This window comes from Aliivibrio logei (assembly GCF_001691055.1).
Taxonomy (GTDB): Bacteria; Pseudomonadota; Gammaproteobacteria; order Enterobacterales; family Vibrionaceae; genus Aliivibrio; species Aliivibrio salmonicida.
The window spans coordinates 238,225-256,406 of sequence record NZ_MAJU01000009.1; the positions used below are offsets into that span (position 1 = coordinate 238,225).

At 39.6% G+C, this 18,182-nt stretch carries 16 protein-coding genes; 5 read left to right on the plus strand and 11 right to left on the minus strand.

Features of this window, described 5'->3' with window-relative positions; translation table 11 throughout:
• Positions 1-1,209 (plus strand): MFS transporter, encoded by a 1,209-nt coding sequence (locus tag A6E04_RS10175; RefSeq protein WP_065611199.1) that lies wholly within the window; start codon positions 1-3, stop codon positions 1,207-1,209.
• Between the two features lie 63 nt (positions 1,210-1,272).
• Here A6E04_RS10175 and A6E04_RS10180 read toward each other — a convergent pair whose 3' ends face one another.
• The 6 genes from A6E04_RS10180 to A6E04_RS10205 are packed head-to-tail and all read right to left on the minus strand — an operon-like array spanning position 1,273 to position 6,538.
• Entirely contained in the window at positions 1,273-2,013 is a 741-nt protein-coding gene (locus tag A6E04_RS10180; protein ID WP_065611201.1) for a phosphatase, read from the minus strand.
• Between the two features lie 9 nt (positions 2,014-2,022).
• Complete coding sequence (locus tag A6E04_RS10185; RefSeq protein ID WP_023602715.1) at positions 2,023-2,757, minus strand: nucleoside/nucleotide kinase family protein; 735 nt, start codon at positions 2,755-2,757, stop codon at positions 2,023-2,025.
• Between the two features lie 9 nt (positions 2,758-2,766).
• The gene (locus tag A6E04_RS10190) at positions 2,767-3,285 is read right to left on the minus strand and encodes an MltR family transcriptional regulator (protein WP_023602716.1); all 519 of its coding nucleotides are present in this window, start codon (positions 3,283-3,285) and stop codon (positions 2,767-2,769) included.
• 59 nt (positions 3,286-3,344) lie between these two features.
• A complete protein-coding gene (locus tag A6E04_RS10195; RefSeq protein WP_017021118.1) occupies positions 3,345-4,616 on the minus strand; it encodes a zinc-binding dehydrogenase in 1,272 nt (423 codons plus the stop codon).
• A gap of 53 nt (positions 4,617-4,669) precedes the next feature.
• Complete coding sequence (locus A6E04_RS10200) at positions 4,670-6,079, minus strand: PTS mannitol transporter subunit IIBC (RefSeq protein WP_017021119.1); 1,410 nt, start codon at positions 6,077-6,079, stop codon at positions 4,670-4,672.
• A gap of 15 nt (positions 6,080-6,094) precedes the next feature.
• Positions 6,095-6,538 (minus strand): PTS sugar transporter subunit IIA, encoded by a 444-nt coding sequence (locus A6E04_RS10205; RefSeq protein WP_017021120.1) that lies wholly within the window; start codon positions 6,536-6,538, stop codon positions 6,095-6,097.
• A 702-nt stretch (positions 6,539-7,240) separates the two neighbouring features.
• Between A6E04_RS10205 and A6E04_RS10210 the strand changes: the two genes are divergently transcribed.
• From A6E04_RS10210 to A6E04_RS10220, 3 genes are read left to right on the plus strand one after another with little or no spacing between them, the layout of a single operon-like run.
• Positions 7,241-9,424, plus strand: a complete 2,184-nt coding sequence (locus A6E04_RS10210) for a TonB-dependent receptor plug domain-containing protein (protein ID WP_065611203.1) — start codon at positions 7,241-7,243, stop codon at positions 9,422-9,424.
• Between the two features lie 2 nt (positions 9,425-9,426).
• The gene (locus A6E04_RS10215) at positions 9,427-10,014 is read left to right on the plus strand and encodes a YfiR family protein (RefSeq protein WP_083198973.1); all 588 of its coding nucleotides are present in this window, start codon (positions 9,427-9,429) and stop codon (positions 10,012-10,014) included.
• Positions 10,011-11,993, plus strand: coding sequence for a putative bifunctional diguanylate cyclase/phosphodiesterase (locus A6E04_RS10220; RefSeq protein ID WP_065611205.1), 1,983 nt, complete (start codon positions 10,011-10,013; stop codon positions 11,991-11,993). Before A6E04_RS10215 ends, A6E04_RS10220 begins: the two co-directional genes overlap by 4 nt.
• 114 nt (positions 11,994-12,107) lie before the next feature.
• Here A6E04_RS10220 and A6E04_RS10225 read toward each other — a convergent pair whose 3' ends face one another.
• Entirely contained in the window at positions 12,108-13,409 is a 1,302-nt protein-coding gene (locus A6E04_RS10225; protein WP_065611207.1) for a diguanylate cyclase domain-containing protein, read from the minus strand.
• 104 nt (positions 13,410-13,513) lie between these two features.
• Positions 13,514-14,404 (minus strand): LysR family transcriptional regulator, encoded by an 891-nt coding sequence (locus A6E04_RS10230; protein WP_023602719.1) that lies wholly within the window; start codon positions 14,402-14,404, stop codon positions 13,514-13,516.
• A gap of 162 nt (positions 14,405-14,566) precedes the next feature.
• Between A6E04_RS10230 and A6E04_RS10235 the strand changes: the two genes are divergently transcribed.
• The gene (locus tag A6E04_RS10235; protein ID WP_065611209.1) at positions 14,567-15,286 is read left to right on the plus strand and encodes an SDR family oxidoreductase; all 720 of its coding nucleotides are present in this window, start codon (positions 14,567-14,569) and stop codon (positions 15,284-15,286) included.
• A gap of 143 nt (positions 15,287-15,429) precedes the next feature.
• Here the strand turns inward: A6E04_RS10235 and A6E04_RS10240 are convergent, their stop codons facing one another.
• From A6E04_RS10240 to manA, 3 genes are all read right to left on the minus strand, one after another.
• Positions 15,430-15,843: a VF530 family protein gene (locus tag A6E04_RS10240; protein WP_017021129.1), complete on the minus strand. Its 414-nt coding sequence runs from the start codon at positions 15,841-15,843 to the stop codon at positions 15,430-15,432.
• Between the two features lie 297 nt (positions 15,844-16,140).
• Positions 16,141-16,683, minus strand: coding sequence for a carboxymuconolactone decarboxylase family protein (locus tag A6E04_RS10245; RefSeq protein WP_065611211.1), 543 nt, complete (start codon positions 16,681-16,683; stop codon positions 16,141-16,143).
• A 234-nt stretch (positions 16,684-16,917) separates the two neighbouring features.
• Positions 16,918-18,111 carry a mannose-6-phosphate isomerase, class I gene (gene manA, locus A6E04_RS10250; RefSeq protein WP_065611213.1) on the minus strand — a complete coding sequence of 398 codons (1,194 nt, stop codon included), beginning with the start codon at positions 18,109-18,111 and terminating at the stop codon, positions 16,918-16,920.
• Positions 18,112-18,182 lie beyond the last annotated feature (71 nt).

Consider the following 18,182-nt stretch of genomic DNA (forward strand, 5'->3'; position numbering starts at 1 on the left):
ATGAGTATTTTTCGCTTTCCACCATTAGTATGGCTTGGGATCGGGATTCTAATTATCAGTCTAGGGATCAGACAATCATTTGGCATTTTTATGAGGCCAATTTCCGAGCACTTCCAAACGGGTCGTGAATTTTTTAGCTTTGCTATTGCATTACAAAATTTATTGTTCGGCGTTTTTCAACCTTTCGTTGGCATGGCAGCTGATAAATGGGGATCACAACGCATTATTATTATTGGGTCGATTTCTTATGCTTTGGGTTTAGTCTTAACCTCTCTAGCCACAGAACCAAGCATGCTCTACCTTTCTTTAGGCGCACTTGTTGGCTTAGGGCTAAGCGCCACAAGCTATGTGATTATTTTAGGTACGGTAGCAAAAGTGGTTCCTGCTGAACACGCTGCAAAAGCCTTTGGGTTAACTACAGCGGCAGGATCATTTGGTATGTTTGCGATGATCCCTGGTGCTCAAACGTTATTGCATAACTTTAATTGGCAATTTGCAATGCAAGCTTTTGCAATGCTATCTACGTTAATTGTCGCCTTTGCGATCTTCATGAAAACAGACAAACCAAGTGCTCAACAGACCATAGAAGAAAACCATCAAACGTTAACCGAAGCCTTAAAAGAAGCCTTCGCCAATAAAAGCTATTGGTTGATTCACGCTGGTTTCTTTGTTTGTGGCTTTCATGTGATGTTCATTGCGACTCATTTACCAAGCTACCTTGCTGATAAACATCTACCGGCATCAAGCGCAGCAATGGCATTGGCTTATGTCGGTATTTTCAATATCTTCGGTTCTTACTTTTGGGGTGTAATGGGGGATAAGTACAGCAAGCGCCACGTAATGTCTGCACTCTACTTTATGCGTACTGTCGTGATTGGGGCATTTGTAACACTTCCGGTTACTGAGCATACCGCCGCTATTTTTGGCGGTGCGATTGGGTTTTGTTGGTTAGGCACAGTGCCATTAACCTCAGGCTTAGTTCGCCAAATGTTTGGGGCTCGCTACCTTTCAACGCTCTACGGGTTAGTGTTTTTTACTCATCAAGTAGGGAGTTTTTTAGGCGCGTGGGCTGGAGGTCGGATTTATGATTACTATGGCTCTTATGAACCCATCTGGTGGTCAACGGTTGTATTGGCTTTCTGCGCAGCATTAATTCATTTACCAATCAACGATCGCCCTGTCGCGAGATTACAAATGAAAACCGCCTAATAAACCGAGTCATTACATTTAAATCAGCCTGCTATTTACAAAAAATAACAGGCTGATTTTATATCAATACAACGCTTCAAACTCTGGAATAACGGCCTTTCCTCGACGCAATAAAAAATCAAGAAAACGAGCCGTTGATGTGGTCAGTATTTTTTCATCTTCAACATCGTATTTTTCAAGTAACGCAACCGCCAAATCTAACTGTGCGATTTCCTCACAAAAGTGGGCATCCGATCCTGTCGTAAAATACACGCCAATCTCTTTCCCGATAGCCACAATCTTATCGCAACGAACATCACTGCCTTTGCGGCTCTTTCCTGTTAACGACGTATTGTTCACCTCGATTGCCACGATGTGTTCTTTCGCACATCGCAACACTTTTTCAATATCAAAAGGGTAATTAGGATTTCCTAAATGACCTAAAACATCAACACGCCCACTCTTAATCACATGAATAAGCGCCGCAGTATGTTCTTTCTCATTTGTTGGAGCAAAAACAGGTTCATGCAAACTTGCTATCACCCAATCTAAATGCTGATCAGAAGAGGTTGGGAGATCTATCTCCCCTTCGATATTAATTATATTGGCTTCGACACCACGAATAATACCTACCTGATGAAGAAAGCGGGGTAAAATTCGTTGATTGTTGAAAAACCAATAATGAGGGGCTCCGGGCATCTCTGGTGCATGATCCGTCGTACAAAGAAGTGCTAACCCTTTACTCTGCGCCGACTGCGCATTTTCAATGATCGTGCTATAAGCATGACCACTAGCAAGAGTATGAGTATCTACAACAATATTCATGACGCTCTCCTATTGGATATCAAATGAGCCATTTTTATTCATGTATAAACTCAAATCAGCACGAACGGATTGAGTTAATACTTTATTGACATTAATGGCGTCCGAACTTTCATAAAAAGCGATGGCATCTTCTTCTGATACACCGCCTCTTATTTTTCGATTCACTAAACGTTCCTTAAGAAAGTCCGCATCGGTATCAATAAAGACGGTAAAATCAGCGAGTTTGTATAAATCACACCACACAGGTTCATTCAGTAAAAGCCAATTGCCCTCAACCACCACAATATTTTTATCCACTTGAATCGCATCATCAACGGGATCGTGTAAATTACGATCATAATATGGCCATTTTGGGGAACGGGCTTTTAACTGCTTTAATTTATCAATAAGATCGGTCAAATTAAACGTTTCAGACGCCCCTTTAATGCGCCTAAGGGATATCGTTTCATCGTTTCGTCGAATGGTATTACTTTCTAAAATTTCATTCGTGTAATGAAACCCATCAAAAGGAAGGACTTGTAATGGCTCTAATTGAGGAGATTGTTGAGATAAGTATTCCCAAAATGCGGCTAATGTTGATTTTCCACTGCCAGGAGGCGCACACAAAAAGACAATGACTCTTTCTTCTTGTTCTTGATATAAGCGCGTAAATTTCTCGACTAAAGGTTTATGAATTTTAGCGATGTCTTTATTCGAAAAAAAAGCTTCTGTATCAAAACCACTAACGTTTAAGTTCACTTTCATTGCGAAACCTTACTTCGTAACTTCCTCTTCTATTTTTTCTAGCAACATTTCACAAGACAGTTTAAGCACTGTTTTGATCAGAGATTCATATCTCATTTGAGAAAAAACTTCAAAAGAAGAAAACTTTAATTGATTGATCGATTCAATATAAAAGCTATCTTGCTGTGTAGAGAGCACCGCTTGATTCGCAATAAAGTCATATATCATGTCATCATTAAATAATATATTGCTTGATTGGCTTTGTGCGTATTCTAAAACTTGGCCATACAACCCGATATCGGCGTAGGTTTCTAAAGAAATTCTACCCATCGCAAAGATCAGTTTCGATATCACATCAGTGGTAACTAATGGACCATCTTCTTTTAAAAGTGGCCCCACAGCATATTCCATCACTAATTTGTCTTGAACAAAGACGCTTGGAAGTAATGCTTTTAGCTTGAGGTTAATTAACTTGTTTGAAACTTGGAGAAAACAGGTCGCGTTCTCGCATTCATCCAATTTTTCTAACAATTCAACTTTTTGTGACAACGTCAAAACCTCTCTATTTATATGGCAACCTAAAAGGCTACCATATAAGTTCCTTATAACTAAACCGTTAAGTTCACATCATAAAACTCTAATAATGCCTTTTCAGCGCATTCACTCCAAACGTAATTATTTTTCGCTAAGATAACGTCTAACTCTGCAAAAAACGGGTCTTGTTCAGCTAAAGATTTAAAATTATCAATCGCAGTTAACGGCAAATCAATATGTGGATAAATCAGTTTTTTCCCTCCGGGGATAGTCAGCTGATTTAAAATAGTATGGGGAGCCGCTTGCAGTCCACCAACGTGTGTGATCATAAACGATGGATTAATTTTACTTTCAGAAGAAAGCGCTAAAGACTCCAACATATCCCCTTTTGAACCACCCGATGTACCGACGATATGTGTCGATTCATAATGAACATTATAAAAATTAAATGGCACTTTAAATTCTTTATCTGTTGGGCCAGCAAAAAAGTTCAAACACCCATCATTACCTAATAATGAGTCCGCTTGCTCTAATACTTGAGCTACCGCGGCGTATACCATGACATCATCATAGCCTTGATCATCGTTCAGGGATTTTAGATAAGCGACGGGATCATCCATCTCAATGGTATTCACGTAAATCAACTCAATCCCTTGTGCTTTTGCTGCACTGACCGGAATAAGTATCTCTGCACGCGACAGGCGATCTTCATCAATATCAGTGACAACAATACGTCTCGGCTTCACAGGACCATTAATCGCATAATCAATCGCTCCAATTCCCATTGGGCCAGCGCACGCTAATAGTGCTAACGTCCCGCCCTCTTTGATGCCCATTTCATGTTCATAGATGTATTGCGTGGTGTGATAACTCGCATGAAACGCACCAATAATGCATGACATTGGTTCGGCAAGGGAAGCATCAGCATAATAAGACCCTTGATAAGGAAGCACGCAGCCTAGTTCAATGGCAATGTTAGGAATAATCGAATAGGTGGCATTCCCACCAAACGTTTCATAGCTGTAGCCTGCTGAATATCCCGTAGGTAATCCCATTGCAGGTTGAAGTACAAATGATTGACCCGCTGTAAATTGGTCTTTTAAATTGCTCCCTACCTCAACAATAATACCGGCATATTCGTGGCCAGTAATCACAGGTACATCACTGATATTTTCAGGTACACGTTTATGCTCACTACCAAGCAATGCCGCTTTATAGGTAGATAGACAGATACTGTTTGATATATTTTTTACTAATAATTCATCCGCCGAAATTTGTGGTAAGTCGAACGTTCTTAATTGGATGTTTTTTTCACCACAAATAACCGCTGCCGTTGTTTGAACCATGATAGTGTCTCCAAATGGAGGGGCGTTACCCACCCCTCAAAAATTAAATTAGGTTATGCCTGTTGCTGCTCAATTTTATTCAGTAGCTCATTGAGTGCAGGGTCATTTAAGAAGTTAGTAATCGTAATTACGGGCAGTCCTGTTGCTTTTATCGCTCGATCTTTTAGGCTTTCATGCGTGACCACCACATCGGCATTACTTGGTACTTTTTCTATCGCAAAATGTTTAACTTCAATGTCATAGCCTGCTTGAACCAATTTTCGCTTAAAGGTCGATGCCCCCATCGCACTTGATCCCATTCCAGCATCACAAGCAAACGCAACAAACTGAATTGGTGTCGTCTCTGTTTTTTCGGTTATTATTTGAGTTGTAGGTTGTGCTTTGCCTTCTGCTTTCATTTCTTTCATCCCAACAACTGATTCTTCGAACTCTTCTTCTGACTCTGTTTTATTGCTGATTTTCAGAATCGCACTAGCCACTAAGAAAGAAACAATCGTCGCTGTTGCAACCCCGGCAATCGTCGCCATAAAGCCGCCTTTTGGTGTTAAAGCCAAATAAGAGAAGATAGAACCCGGACTCGGCCCAGCCACTAAACCCGCATCAAGCATATTAAAGGTTGCAATGCCCGTTGCCGCACCCGCAATTACCGCCAAAATCATGATTGGTTTCATTAACACATATGGAAAATACAGCTCATGAATACCACCAAAGAAATGAATAATGATGGCACTAGGCGCAGAACGTTTACTCAAGCCTTGACCAAATTTAGCAAAAGCCAATAGCAGACCTAAACCGGGACCTGGATTTGATGCCACCATGAAAAAGATGGATTTACCGGTTTCAGCCGCCGCTTGAAGGCCAAGAGGATAATAGATCCCTTGATCGATGGCGTTATTTAGAAATAACACTTTTGCGGGTTCATTAATCACCGCCAGTAGAGGTAAGTAGCCTGTCGCAACCAAGGCTTCAATCCCTGATTTCACAAACAGATTCGCCGCCGTCACCGCAGGGCCTACAATTTCATACGCAAGTAGGCAAAAAATCATACCAATAATGCCTAACGAGAAATTGTTCACTACCATTTCAAACCCTGATGGGATTTTATGTTCAATTTTTTTATCAAACTGCACAATGGCCCAAGCACTTAACGGCCCCATGATCATTGCGCCAACAAACATAGGAATATCTGCACCAACAATGACGCCCATCGTACCGATAGCTCCGGCAACCGCACCGCGCTTATCACCAACAAGTTGACCACCGGTATAACCAATAAGCAAAGGCAGTAAATAAGTAATCATTGGTCCAACAATCTCACCAAACTGCTCGTTCGGTAACCATCCTGTTGGAATAAATAAAGCCGTGATAAAGCCCCAAGCAATAAAGGCTCCAATATTTGGCAATACCATGGCAGTTAAATACCCACCAAAGGCTTGCACTTTTGCTCTCGTATTCATTGTCACGTAATATTCCTTCTACTAATAAGAGCTAATAATATTGAGGATTTCATCTTTCGAAGAGGCCCCAATTAATTTAGTAATACTGTCTTCATCCACCAACATTTCACTGAGTGCTTGAATCACTTCAATATGAGTATCCGAATCGGTGGCAGCAAGAGTGAATAAGATATTTGCAGGCCCTTGGTCAGAACCAAAATCAATCGCGTTTGGAAAAATATGGATACCTAGCCCAGTCTTTAATACACCAGACTCAGGACGAGCGTGAGGCATTGCTATCCCTGGACAAAGAACATAATAAGGGCCATTATCAATCGTTGATTGAATGATCGCGTCAGCGTAATCAGCAGTGACATACCCTTTCGCTTCTAAGTAACAAGTGGTTGTTTTCACTGCCTCTTCCCACGTATAACTTTGGTCATTAACAACATCAATGAGATCATGGTCAATTAAATCGTATAGCATGAGGTGCCCTTATGGTTTGTTTTATTGATATAGCTATTATTAATAAATATAGGGAGGCAGGGCAACAGCGTGGATTTCGTGATGAGGATCTCGCAAAGCATCGAGTCAATCAGAATAAAAGAATCGTACTCACAATATTGATACGTAAATTTATTACAAATTTTAGTTAAGAAACAATTCAAGCCCTTAAATTAGGCATAGCACACAATTACGATAAAAAAATATAAAACAGTAATCGTGATCTGCAATAACAAACGCCAATTGACAGTTAATTAACTGTGATATAAGTCATTTAGTAGTAATGAGAAAACGAGATAATCCCTTATTAAAATTGTGACGTCCCTCACTATTTTTCCCTTTCGAGATAACACCTGTATTTTTACCACCATAAATACGAGGTAAATAACCACTTAATATCAACACTCTTTTTTTCCTAATCTCTGTTCTAACAAAACACGTAAATATTGACGGAAAAACACTCAAATAAATCAACTTGTTTACCGTCGTTTTCCCTAATATTCCCCGCATCAAAACTACTACCACTTTATGGCTAAATTAATTTCTTGTTTTTAGACGCAAGTAATAAAATTCATTTCACATGACTATCTTAATTTTGAGAAAGAAGTCAAAATATTAACAGGACTATTTACTTTTTCGGTAAATATCATGTCGATATGAATGAATACTCACAGAAGAGCCACCATGCAGAATCTATCCCGCTTTGTTTTTTTTCCCCTTTTAATTACGCTCTTATCGCCATCATTAATGGCCGTTGAACAATACGATGAATTAGACGCTTTACTTAATATGCCTCTTGATTCTCTCGCTGATACTAAAATCATCACCGCCACCAAAACCTCTCTCAGTTTGTCAGAAGTGCCCGCTTCGGTGCACGTTATTACCTCAAAGGAAATCGAGCGATCATCGGCTCGATCTATTGCGGATGTACTGGTTTTAGCGCCTGGGCTTCATGTAACTAAATACTCAGACTACGATTGGACGGTATCTTCTCGCAGTAAAAACCAAGGTGAAAATAATACACTGCTTGTTATGATTGATGGCCGAAGTGCCGTAAACCCAATGTATTCAGGGGTTAATTGGGATTTATTACCCGTCAGTCTGGATAATATTGATCGCATCGAAGTCGTTTTAGGGCCAGTAGGAACGATGTGGGGAGGCAATGCCGTCAATGGTGTTGTGAACATTATTACCAAAGACGCAGAAAATGCCCCTAAAGCACAAATAAGCGCTTCTGTCGGTAATTATGACTATAGAGAATACAAGGCACACCACCGTGCTCAAATAAGTGAAAACACCCACTTATCTGGCTATGTTGAACTCTTAGATCATTCTCCATTTACTGATGAGGATTCTCGCTTTGACGATCTTCGTCATTTAGAAGTAAAAACAGAACGCTTTGGTCTGCGTGCTGATTATCAAAATCAACAAGATACGGTTTCAGTTCAATTTGGGGGTATTCGATCACGTGAAGATTATCAGTGGTTATATTATACACCCGCCTTTTTAAACCCCTCATCACATCAAGATGACGGTGATATTTTTATCACAGAAATGCTATCTCAAGAATTTTTTGCTGGTGCTCAATATTTGCATGATGCCGATAACGGAAATCAATGGGATAACCAAGCATGGCTAACGTACAGTGATTCCGACAGCACCAATGAACCGGCGAGCTTTACTCGGGTTGAACTCGATAGTCGATACACTTTTAATGTTCAACAATGGGGTATCGTTACTCTTGGGGCTAATGCGCGATTGGTTGACGAAAAATACGCTCAATTCACCCAAGAAGAACAGTATTTATCTCCTTATGTTCGTACTATTGATGAGCACGACTTTCTAAACCAAAACTACGCTTTATACGTAAACTGGACCGTTGAACTCACTGACTCAACCGAAATCACTCTAGGTAATCGTTGGCAATACGACAACATCACTGAGGAAGTGTACTCACAGCCTCAAGTTCGTGCATTACAAAAACTCACCGACAATCAGCGTTTATGGGCTGGGTGGGGACGCGCGATCATTACTCCATCACGTTTAGAACGAGACACTCAATTTCAAGAAAACCAATACTGCAGTAGTTGTGCATATACCGAAGACTCAAATGGAAATCGAGATTATTATGATTACTTATTGTCTTATCATTACTTAGGTAACCGTGATCTAAAAATGGAAACAGTGGATACTTATGAGATTGGTTATCGCTATTGGCAAGACAACGACGTTCAATTCAATGTAAGCCTTTTTTACAGCCAACATGACAACGTTCGTGCGTATCAAGGATTAGGTGGCAACCGATATCTCACCGCAGACAGCTCTGAGCACTCTAGTGGTACAATCATTGATGATATGTTTGCTCAATTGATTGATCCATTATCTCAAGAAACCATCGGTGGTGAATTAAGCGTACAATGGCGACCTCATCGCACTCTACAAGTGAATGCGAATTACAGCTACAAAGAAATAGAGGGGAGTTGTGCAGGATCAATTTGTGGTAATAATGAGCTACCCATCTTAGATCTTGAAAATACCCCAAATCATTATGCCACCTTACACATTATGTGGGATATTCATCCAACGATATGGGTAGCTTCAGTAGTAAACTATGTCTCTGAATCTAATCCAGATGACGCCTTACGAGAAATAGATGACCTGAATTTTGAGGATCCAACTCGTTCGGTCTGGCCAGAACTCATCACTTGGGATGTCTCTGCCAACTGGCAACATACCGAACATTGGCCAAGTTTCACTTTTAGTGTTGAAAACCTATTCAATGACCAAGTAAAAGAATATCCTGAACAATTTTCGCCTTTTGCAAATGGCACTCAATATTACCTTGATATAAGTTGGAACTTTACTTAACGATGACGAAAAACAAAGCACATAACCCTCAATATAGATCCTCTTATGCCCCTTTGCATAAGTTGTGGGTGTGCTTTGTCTTTGCTTTTTCACTGTTCATGACCAGCTTTACTCTTCAAGCAAACGAATCCGATGTGAAGGATCACAATTTAAAGGCCGTTTACCTATTTCGATTCGCCTTTTTAACCAACTGGAATGAATTTATCCCGACTGATAAACGCTATAATTTCTGTGCAGAATCGCTCTCTGATGTAAGTAATACATTAAAAAAATTGATTGATACCAAACCGGATAACGCCACATTCATCGCTTTCAATGTCTCTCAATCAAGTGAGCTAAGCCGCTGCCATATTGTTTATACGATTCAAAAAGACCCTCAAAAAATTGCCATGCTAAAAAAACAAATGCCTCATGCATTACTGGTTGGCGAAGGGAAGGAATTCATTCAAGCGGGTGGGATGATTGCGTTTATTAAACGTAATAACCGCATAAAACCGTTAATTAATATAGAGCAAGTGACACTCGCCGGATTATCATTACGCTCTCAGCTTTTGTCTGTCTCAGATATTGTTAAGGAGGAAACACGATGAGAAATCATTCGTTTGCTGCTTTACCGTTGCGTAAAAAAATCATTTATCCTATTTGGTCAATTTTAACACTGGGCGTTTTTATTCTCGGGGTCAGTGTTGCTCATTTTATGGGCGTAACCCAAACAAAAAATCTACAAGTAAGAGCCTCTATTTTAGCTCAAGGGGTAGCGAGCAACTTATCTGGCGCACTCATCTTTGATGATAAAAAAACAGGGATGGATCAAATGGATTCACTCGCGTTTGATCCTGAAGTTATCGCAGCAAGAGTTCGTTCATTAGACGACGATGCTTTTGCGGTATTAGATCGCCTACCAAGCGACTGCCAATGGGTTAATAATCAACTCAGTTGTTCTGATTCGTTCTTCTTTTCAATCTCTCATCCCATCACTCTTAAAGGCGATGTATTAGGTACGCTGGACGTCTGGTTTTCAAAAGACAATATTATTGAACAACGCTATCAAATCGTCATGATTTTTCTGTTTATTACCATTTGCCTTTCTGCGTTAGCATTAGTATTTGCTCATCAGCTGCATCGCCTAGTGACCACGCCTCTATTGTCGATCTTAATTTCAATGCAAGATGTTATCGCGCAAGGGGTTACCTCACATCGATTGCCAGTAAAACACCTTGATGAACTAGGAAAGGTAACGCATTGTTTTAATGATATGTTAGATAATTTGGCCAGCCGAGATTTTCAATTAAACCAAGCATTCCAAAAATTAGAAGATAAAAACCATTACATTAATCAAGTACTCGACTCTCTTGACCAAGGCCTTCTAATGATAACCCCCGAGCGTAATGTCACTTATTACAACCCTGCGGCTCGCCATTTATTGCCTCAGATTGAGATTGAAAATAACACCACCGTACTTGCTATTAATGAACTTCATATTGAACGATTATTGGCCGATTTTGAACCCGTTTGTCGTTTAGCTGCACTGTTAAGTCACATTGAAAATCATCAACGTCTCTTGCCTTTGGAGTTCCGTCATAAAGCGACAGGTCAACAATATCAAGTATCGACATACCCTATTTCAGGAGAGCGGCACTCACTGGTTCACATTGAAGACATCAGTGCTCGTTACCTTGTTGAACAGCGCCAACGCATGGCCGAAATGATTTTTGACCAAAACCCAAGCTCATTAATCGTTCTATCGAGAAGATTATATGTCGAAGCGCTTAACACCGCTTTTATTCGTTATTTTGGAGAAATTAAAAGCCTGCATGATTTACGTATTCGTGAGCCTTTTGCCCTATCGAGAAAAGAATTAACGTTGTTACTTAAACAAGGCTTTCTGAAAATAAATGCGGATATTTTAAGTGATTCCTCCCCGACCAGTAAAATCAAAAAATCGATGTGGCTACCTTGTCTTATCACGATAAAAGTAATTAAAAACAGTAATAATAAAATCGATTCTTTTGTGGTTTCGTTTAACGATCAAACTCAAATTTTAGAACTAAAACGTTTAAATTATCAAACCAATCACGATCTGTTAACAGGGTTAGCCAACCGACAGAATGCGTATAAACAACTTCTCATGGCACGAGAAAAGCACAACTCGGTCTATATATTATTTCTCGATCTTGATGGATTCAAAGCCGTCAATGATACTTTCGGCCACCACTCTGGTGATGAGCTATTAAAGATCACCGCTCAACGGTTAAGTAATTGTGTCTCTCAACGAGATATTGTCGCCCGATTATCAGGCGATGAGTTCTTGCTGGGTATTTTCTTAAACGGGGATCACTCCAATAATGATCAAACCATTCGTTCTATCATTAATCGATTATTAACCTCGGTAAATCGGACGATAACACTTAAAGATGCGAAGCCTCAAATATCTGCCAGTATTGGGGTTTATCATTGGGAAGCAACAGATAAAACAAATTTAGAGTCTGCCTTACAAAAAGCAGATAAGGCCATGTATAAAGCCAAATTATTAGGTAAGAACGGATTCTGTTTTGCGGAAAATGAGTAACGAAGTTCCTACATCACAAAGAATAAGCATAAAAAAGCCCACCATCGAGCTAACAATAATGTCAGTCAATGGTGGGTTTATCGCATTACCTAAAAACCCAAAAGTACCACGAGTTTAGTCACTTTCTCTTTTAAGCATGCTTATATCAAACTCTTTATAGCTACCGGTGTTCTCATTTTTTGCTTTATACATCGCAATGTCGGCAAACTTCATTAAATCATCTCCATTCATTGCATCATCAGGATAAACAGCAATCCCAATACTCGGGGAGATTATCATCGAATGACCCTCAATTTTAGTAGGAAACTTAAACTGGTCCAATAGTTTATTGCCCAATCGTTTCACACCAGAAGGTTGAGAAATGTCTTGAGCAATAATTAAAAATTCATCGCCCCCTAAACGAAACACACCATCTTTAGAGCGAACGGTTTCGATCAGTAATTTCGCCGTTTCTTTTAACACCTCATCGCCGACCTGATGACCAAGCGTGTCATTTATTTGCTTAAATTTATTCAAATCAATAAAGTACACGGCCACTTTTGTTTCTGTTTTTTCACCATGATGCAGGGCGTATTGCAGTTCAGTACTTACCATGCTGCGGTTTTTCAGTCCGGTTAATTCATCATGATGCGCCTTATAAGCAAGCACTTCGGTTTTCTCATGAACAGCTTCATTCATCTTAAAGAACGCCATCAATAGATGGCCCATTTCATTTTTTTCAACCACATCGGAAATATCTAACTTCTCTCCTGCACGCATTTTTTCGGTACTAGAGAGTAATAAATTAAGGGGATCAAACAAGTTGCGTTTCATGAAGAAAATCGTCGCTATCGCAAGACAAACTAAAAAGACAATCTGTATTTTAATCAAGGTCACTAACTGACTTCTACTTTCTTTAAAATCGCCTTTTCTTTTTTCTAACAGCAACAATTCAATATTCGTAAATTTAGTTAAGTCGGCTCTTAAATCATCCATGTATTCTTTACCACGGTCTTCTTTGACGATTTTCAGCGCTTGAGATAAATTATCGTATTGCACCAATTCAACCGTCAGCGCTAATTCATCAAACTTTAACATCATTGATTGCTCAATATGATCAAGTGCGAGTTGTTGTTCTGAATTGTCTTTCGTTAACATTTTAAGTTCTTGAAAGATTTTTTGAGCATCAGACATGCCAGTATAATACGGCTCTAAATAGGTAATCTCTTGAGTTATCAGAAAGCCTCTTTGCCCCGTTTCCGCGTCTTTCATACTACTGAGCAGTTTTTCTGAGTTTGTAATAACATCATGGGTATGAATTACCCAGAGCAGTTTTTCATCACCATACGACTCTAATTTAAACGTTAAAACAGAGCTAACGATAGAAATTGAAAACAAAATAAAAAGGAATAAAGCTAATTTAACGCGAACACCCATACTACCATCCTGGTAACAAACACTTAATTATCCATTACCTAAATAGTAGCACTATCGATAATAGTGACAATAATTCTTTTCAATAAAGGGCTCAACCTCATGTTTTATTGTGATAAATAATCATAAACAAAATCGATGAAGGTTCTGATGCGCTTAGGTTGATAACGATCTCGATGATAAAGCGCAGAGAAATCGACACTCGGGATCACCCACTCTTCAAACACTTGCTCTAATTTTCCATCATCCAATTCTTGCTGACAATAAATCAACGGCACTCGAATAATTCCGTTCCCCGCCAATGCACCAGCGACTAATACTCGACCATTTTTACACTGTAAATTGCCTTTTACTGTGACGTCATAATGCTCGTTGGTTTGCATAGATTGAAAGTGCCACTTACGCACAGATCCCGTCAAGCAATGATGTTGATTCAACTCTTTAGGATGCAATGGTCTCCCTCGCCTTGTTAAATATTCAGGACTTGCCAATGTTCCCATGTCAATCACGAGTAATTTTTTCGCCACAAATCCCGAGTCATCTAATGATCCCATGCGAAAGGCGATATCAAACTCTTCTTCAATCAAATCGACTCGATTACTACTGAAATCTAAACTAATCGAAACCTCTGGGTATTGCTGCATAAATGCGTTAACCACTTCGGCAATCACCACTTCACCAATATGACCACCCACACAATTTACTTTTATCTCTCCTTGCACTTTTTCTACATCATCAACGGCAGATAAAAGTGCTTGGTCTATAGTATGAAGGGCTTGTTCACATTGATAATAGAAATGCTTTCCGGCCTCCGTCAAACGTAAAGTACGAGTGGTTCGTATTAATAACGTTACTCCCATGTGTTTTTCTAAACTGCTTATTTGTCTTGAAACATGAGAGCGGGAGACATCAAGCGTATCCGCCGCTTTAGTAAAGTTCCCTAAACGAGCAATAAGTACAAATGAGCGAATATCAGTAAGATTAATTTGATTGATCATAAAGCCACCACAAATAGATAAGCCCCTATTGTTGCAGTACAGCAACAGAGTTTCAAGTAAATAGCTATATATCAACAATCAAGTTTTACTTATTATACCTCCATCGCAGCAAAACAGAGTTCTGGCTTTGACTGCTTATCCAATCATTAAAGGAAAGATAAAATGAAAAAATTAGTTGTTATTACAGGCGCAAGTTCTGGTATTGGTGAAGCAATCGCTCGTCGTTTAAGCGATGAAGGTCACCCTCTTCTTCTTCTTGCTCGTCGTATTGAACGCCTTGAAGCACTTAACCTGCCAAACTCTTTATCAGTAAAAGTAGACGTAACAGACAAAGCGTCTTTTGATGCGGCAATCGCTCTAGGTGAAGAAAAATTTGGTCCTGTTGATGCCCTAATCAACAACGCTGGTGCGATGCTTCTTGGTCAAATCGACACTCAAGATGCCCAAGAGTGGAAAACCATGTTTGATGTGAACGTTATTGGTCTTCTAAATGGCATGCAAGCGGTTCTAGCACCAATGATGGAACGCAATACAGGTACTATCATCAACATCAGTTCTATTGCTGGTAAGAAAACGTTCCCAAGCCATGCGGCTTACTGTGGTACTAAGTTTGCAGTTCACGCTATCTCTGAAAATGTACGTGAAGAAGTGGCATTATCAAACGTTCGTGTTACAACAATTGCACCAGGTGCGGTTGAGACTGAGCTTTTATCTCATACGTCTTCTCAAGAAATTAAAGACGGTTACGGTGAGTGGAAAGAAAGCATGGGTGGCGTATTAGCCGCTGATGATATTGCTCGTGCAGTCTCTTTTGCATACCAACAACCTCAAAACGTATGTATCCGTGAGATTGCTTTGGCACCGACTAAGCAGCAACCATAGTAAGTACTTATTCACTTAGCGAGAATTTCGTTAAATAATAAGCACAAAAAAGCCAAACTTGGATTACCCAGTTTGGCTTTTTTATTTTATATCTAGTGAGAAACCATCTTCGATTAACGGAGGTTCACTTCACTGCAATTCTCTTAACGACGGTAGTTACCACCACGGTTTTGAGAACGCGCTTGGTGTGCTGACGCTGATTTCGCTTGAGAAAGAAGAATAGATTCTATCGTCAATTCCATTGGTTCACGAGGCTCAAGGCCATGAGGAAACGTGCGTGAACGAGGAGGCATTTCATATTCAAGATCAGACGCTTTTGGCATACGCTTCAAACGGTATAAGTAGAAGTTTTCAACCTTCTCTCTTGCCCACTGTGTTTTCTTCAAATACTTCACGCTGCTCACAAGAGACGGGTTTGTATTGAAACAGTTTAAACGCATTGCAGTATCTAGAATTTCCCATCCGTAATGATCAACCAACTCTTGCAATAAGATTTCTAACTTAAGACCGTGTAATGGGTTGTTCTGTTGCAGTTCAATTCTTTCTTCTTCAGTCATAACGAATTCCTAAGTGTTGATTGTTCAATCGGGGTCAATAAGCGGCGGATTATACCGTGTTATCACTTTAAATATAGTCTTTCACAAGATTATTGTCCCATTTTGATCGAGATAACCATCCCCAAAAGGCAAAAATCCCCCAATCAATAAAATCGATTGAGGGATCCACATAACAGTATGTAATTTACACCATTAATTCTTTCAGTATTTCTTTATACCCTTCAACTGGGTACGCTCCAGTAACCGTATTTTCTTGATTAAAAAAACAGCTCTCACTCCAGAAACACCAGTGACAACTTACCATTCAAACTTTTTGAATGCTGTATCCAATGGTGTTTTCGCTACATGGTTAGTGTAGTTGCTGATCACTTTTTGAGACAACCCTAAAATAATTTCTAATACTTGTTGATGACCATAACCGGCTGCGTAAAACGCCTCCAATTCTTCCGCAGGAATATTGCCGCGATGACGAACAATGCTTAATGTTGCATCTTGCAACGCTTGCAGTTTTTCTGTTGGCATCGCTTCTCTATTACGCAATGCTTCTGTTAATGCAGGGTCTACATTCATTGAGTGAGCAATCCCTGTATGGGCCGGAACGCAATAAGTACAATCATGTTCAACATTGATGCTTTGCCATACAACCGTTAGCTCTTCAGCATCAAATGAGGTATTTACAAACGCTTGATGCAATTGTTGATACGCTTGAAGTACGCTCGGAGCTTCAGAAAGAACACCAAATAAGTTAGGTACTCTGCCCATTTGTTTTTGTGCACCCTCTAACATTTTTTTGCTGCCTTCAGGAGCCGATTCAATAGTATGTACTGTAAATGTAGTCATGATTATCTCTCTTTTAAACAATTATAAATTCAATATTTGAGGCTGCGGCCCTTCGAGTTGAAATAACTATAATCACATCTGAACAATCGTTCAAGTTATTTTGAACGATTGTTCAAATTTGTTTTGTAGCGATCTAATAAAAACAATAATTCACCAATTAAAACAATACACTACCGTATTAATAATAAAAAAGGCCTCTAAAAATAGAGGCCTTTAATAACAAAGAGATACGTATTAGTTATAAGCCCGCGCCAGTGTGCCTTTCCCTTTACAGCTATAAACATCTGCGTTATTACACACAAAGACCGATTGTCCCGCGTGTAGTGTAATCACCGAATCGTCACTTTCAATAATCACTTCCCCTTCAATACAAAAGAGAATTTCAGCACCACGAACATATTGTTCAGCACTCTCTTCAACCACTTCGATAATTTCAAAACCAAAATCATCAACAGGGATCGGGTAACTCTGTTTACGCTCTTTTTTTATCGGGTGTAAACGAATGTCATCAAATGAAATAGAGTGGAACTCGGTATGAGAAATCAGCTCTTCAATGTCCATGTGTTTCGGCGTTAACCCAGCTCTTAATACATTGTCAGAGTTCGCCATGATCTCTAAACCTGTACCTTGGACATAAGCATGGGGCGTTGCAGCATGCAAAAACATCGCTTCACCTGGCTCTAGTTCAATCACATTCAGCATTAATGGCGAAAACAACCCGATATCGTCAGAAAATTCTTCACTAAATTCCGCAACCATACCAAATGCTTCGCGCGCTACTTTGGTTTTTGCTTTAGTATCAGAGCCCTCTATCAGTTGCCCTAATGCATCGGCTTTTTTCTGACCAGTCAAGCTCATTACCGTAGTAAAGAAAGCTTGTAAGCCACTGCCTGTTGGCGAGCCTTTTAATTGAGCGACCGCTTCTGATAATACGGAGACATTCGCTTGCTCAAAGATAGACATCATTTCAGCAATAGGACGAAAACCATTCATTGCTCTATAAAACGTCAGTGCATATACCAACTCTGGTTTATGATTCGCATCTTTGTAATTACGGTTAAATGCACCAAGCTCAATACCTTGTTGGTTTTCTTTCTCAAAACCTAACTTTGCATCGCTCAACTTTGGATGAACTTGCACCGATAATGGCTTATCTGCGGCTAATACTTTAAATAAATAAGGTAAATCACCAAAACGTTGATGCGTATAACGACCTAATGTTTCAATCGGGTATTTTTTTATTAGATCTGACAGCAACTCACCTGTTTCTTCCACTTTTGAACAACCGTTTGGATGTGCTCCCATCCAAATTTCTGCTTGAGGTTCACCTGCTTTATTTTCTATGCCAAACAATTGTTGAATAGATGTCTGACTGCCCCATGCATAATTTTGAATCACATTGTCTAACTTAAATAAATTTGCTTGCATCGTACTACCTAAAAACCAGTCACAAGTGTTAGAAATCTATTGGCCTTCTCTGCAAAACAATAAAAGAGAGA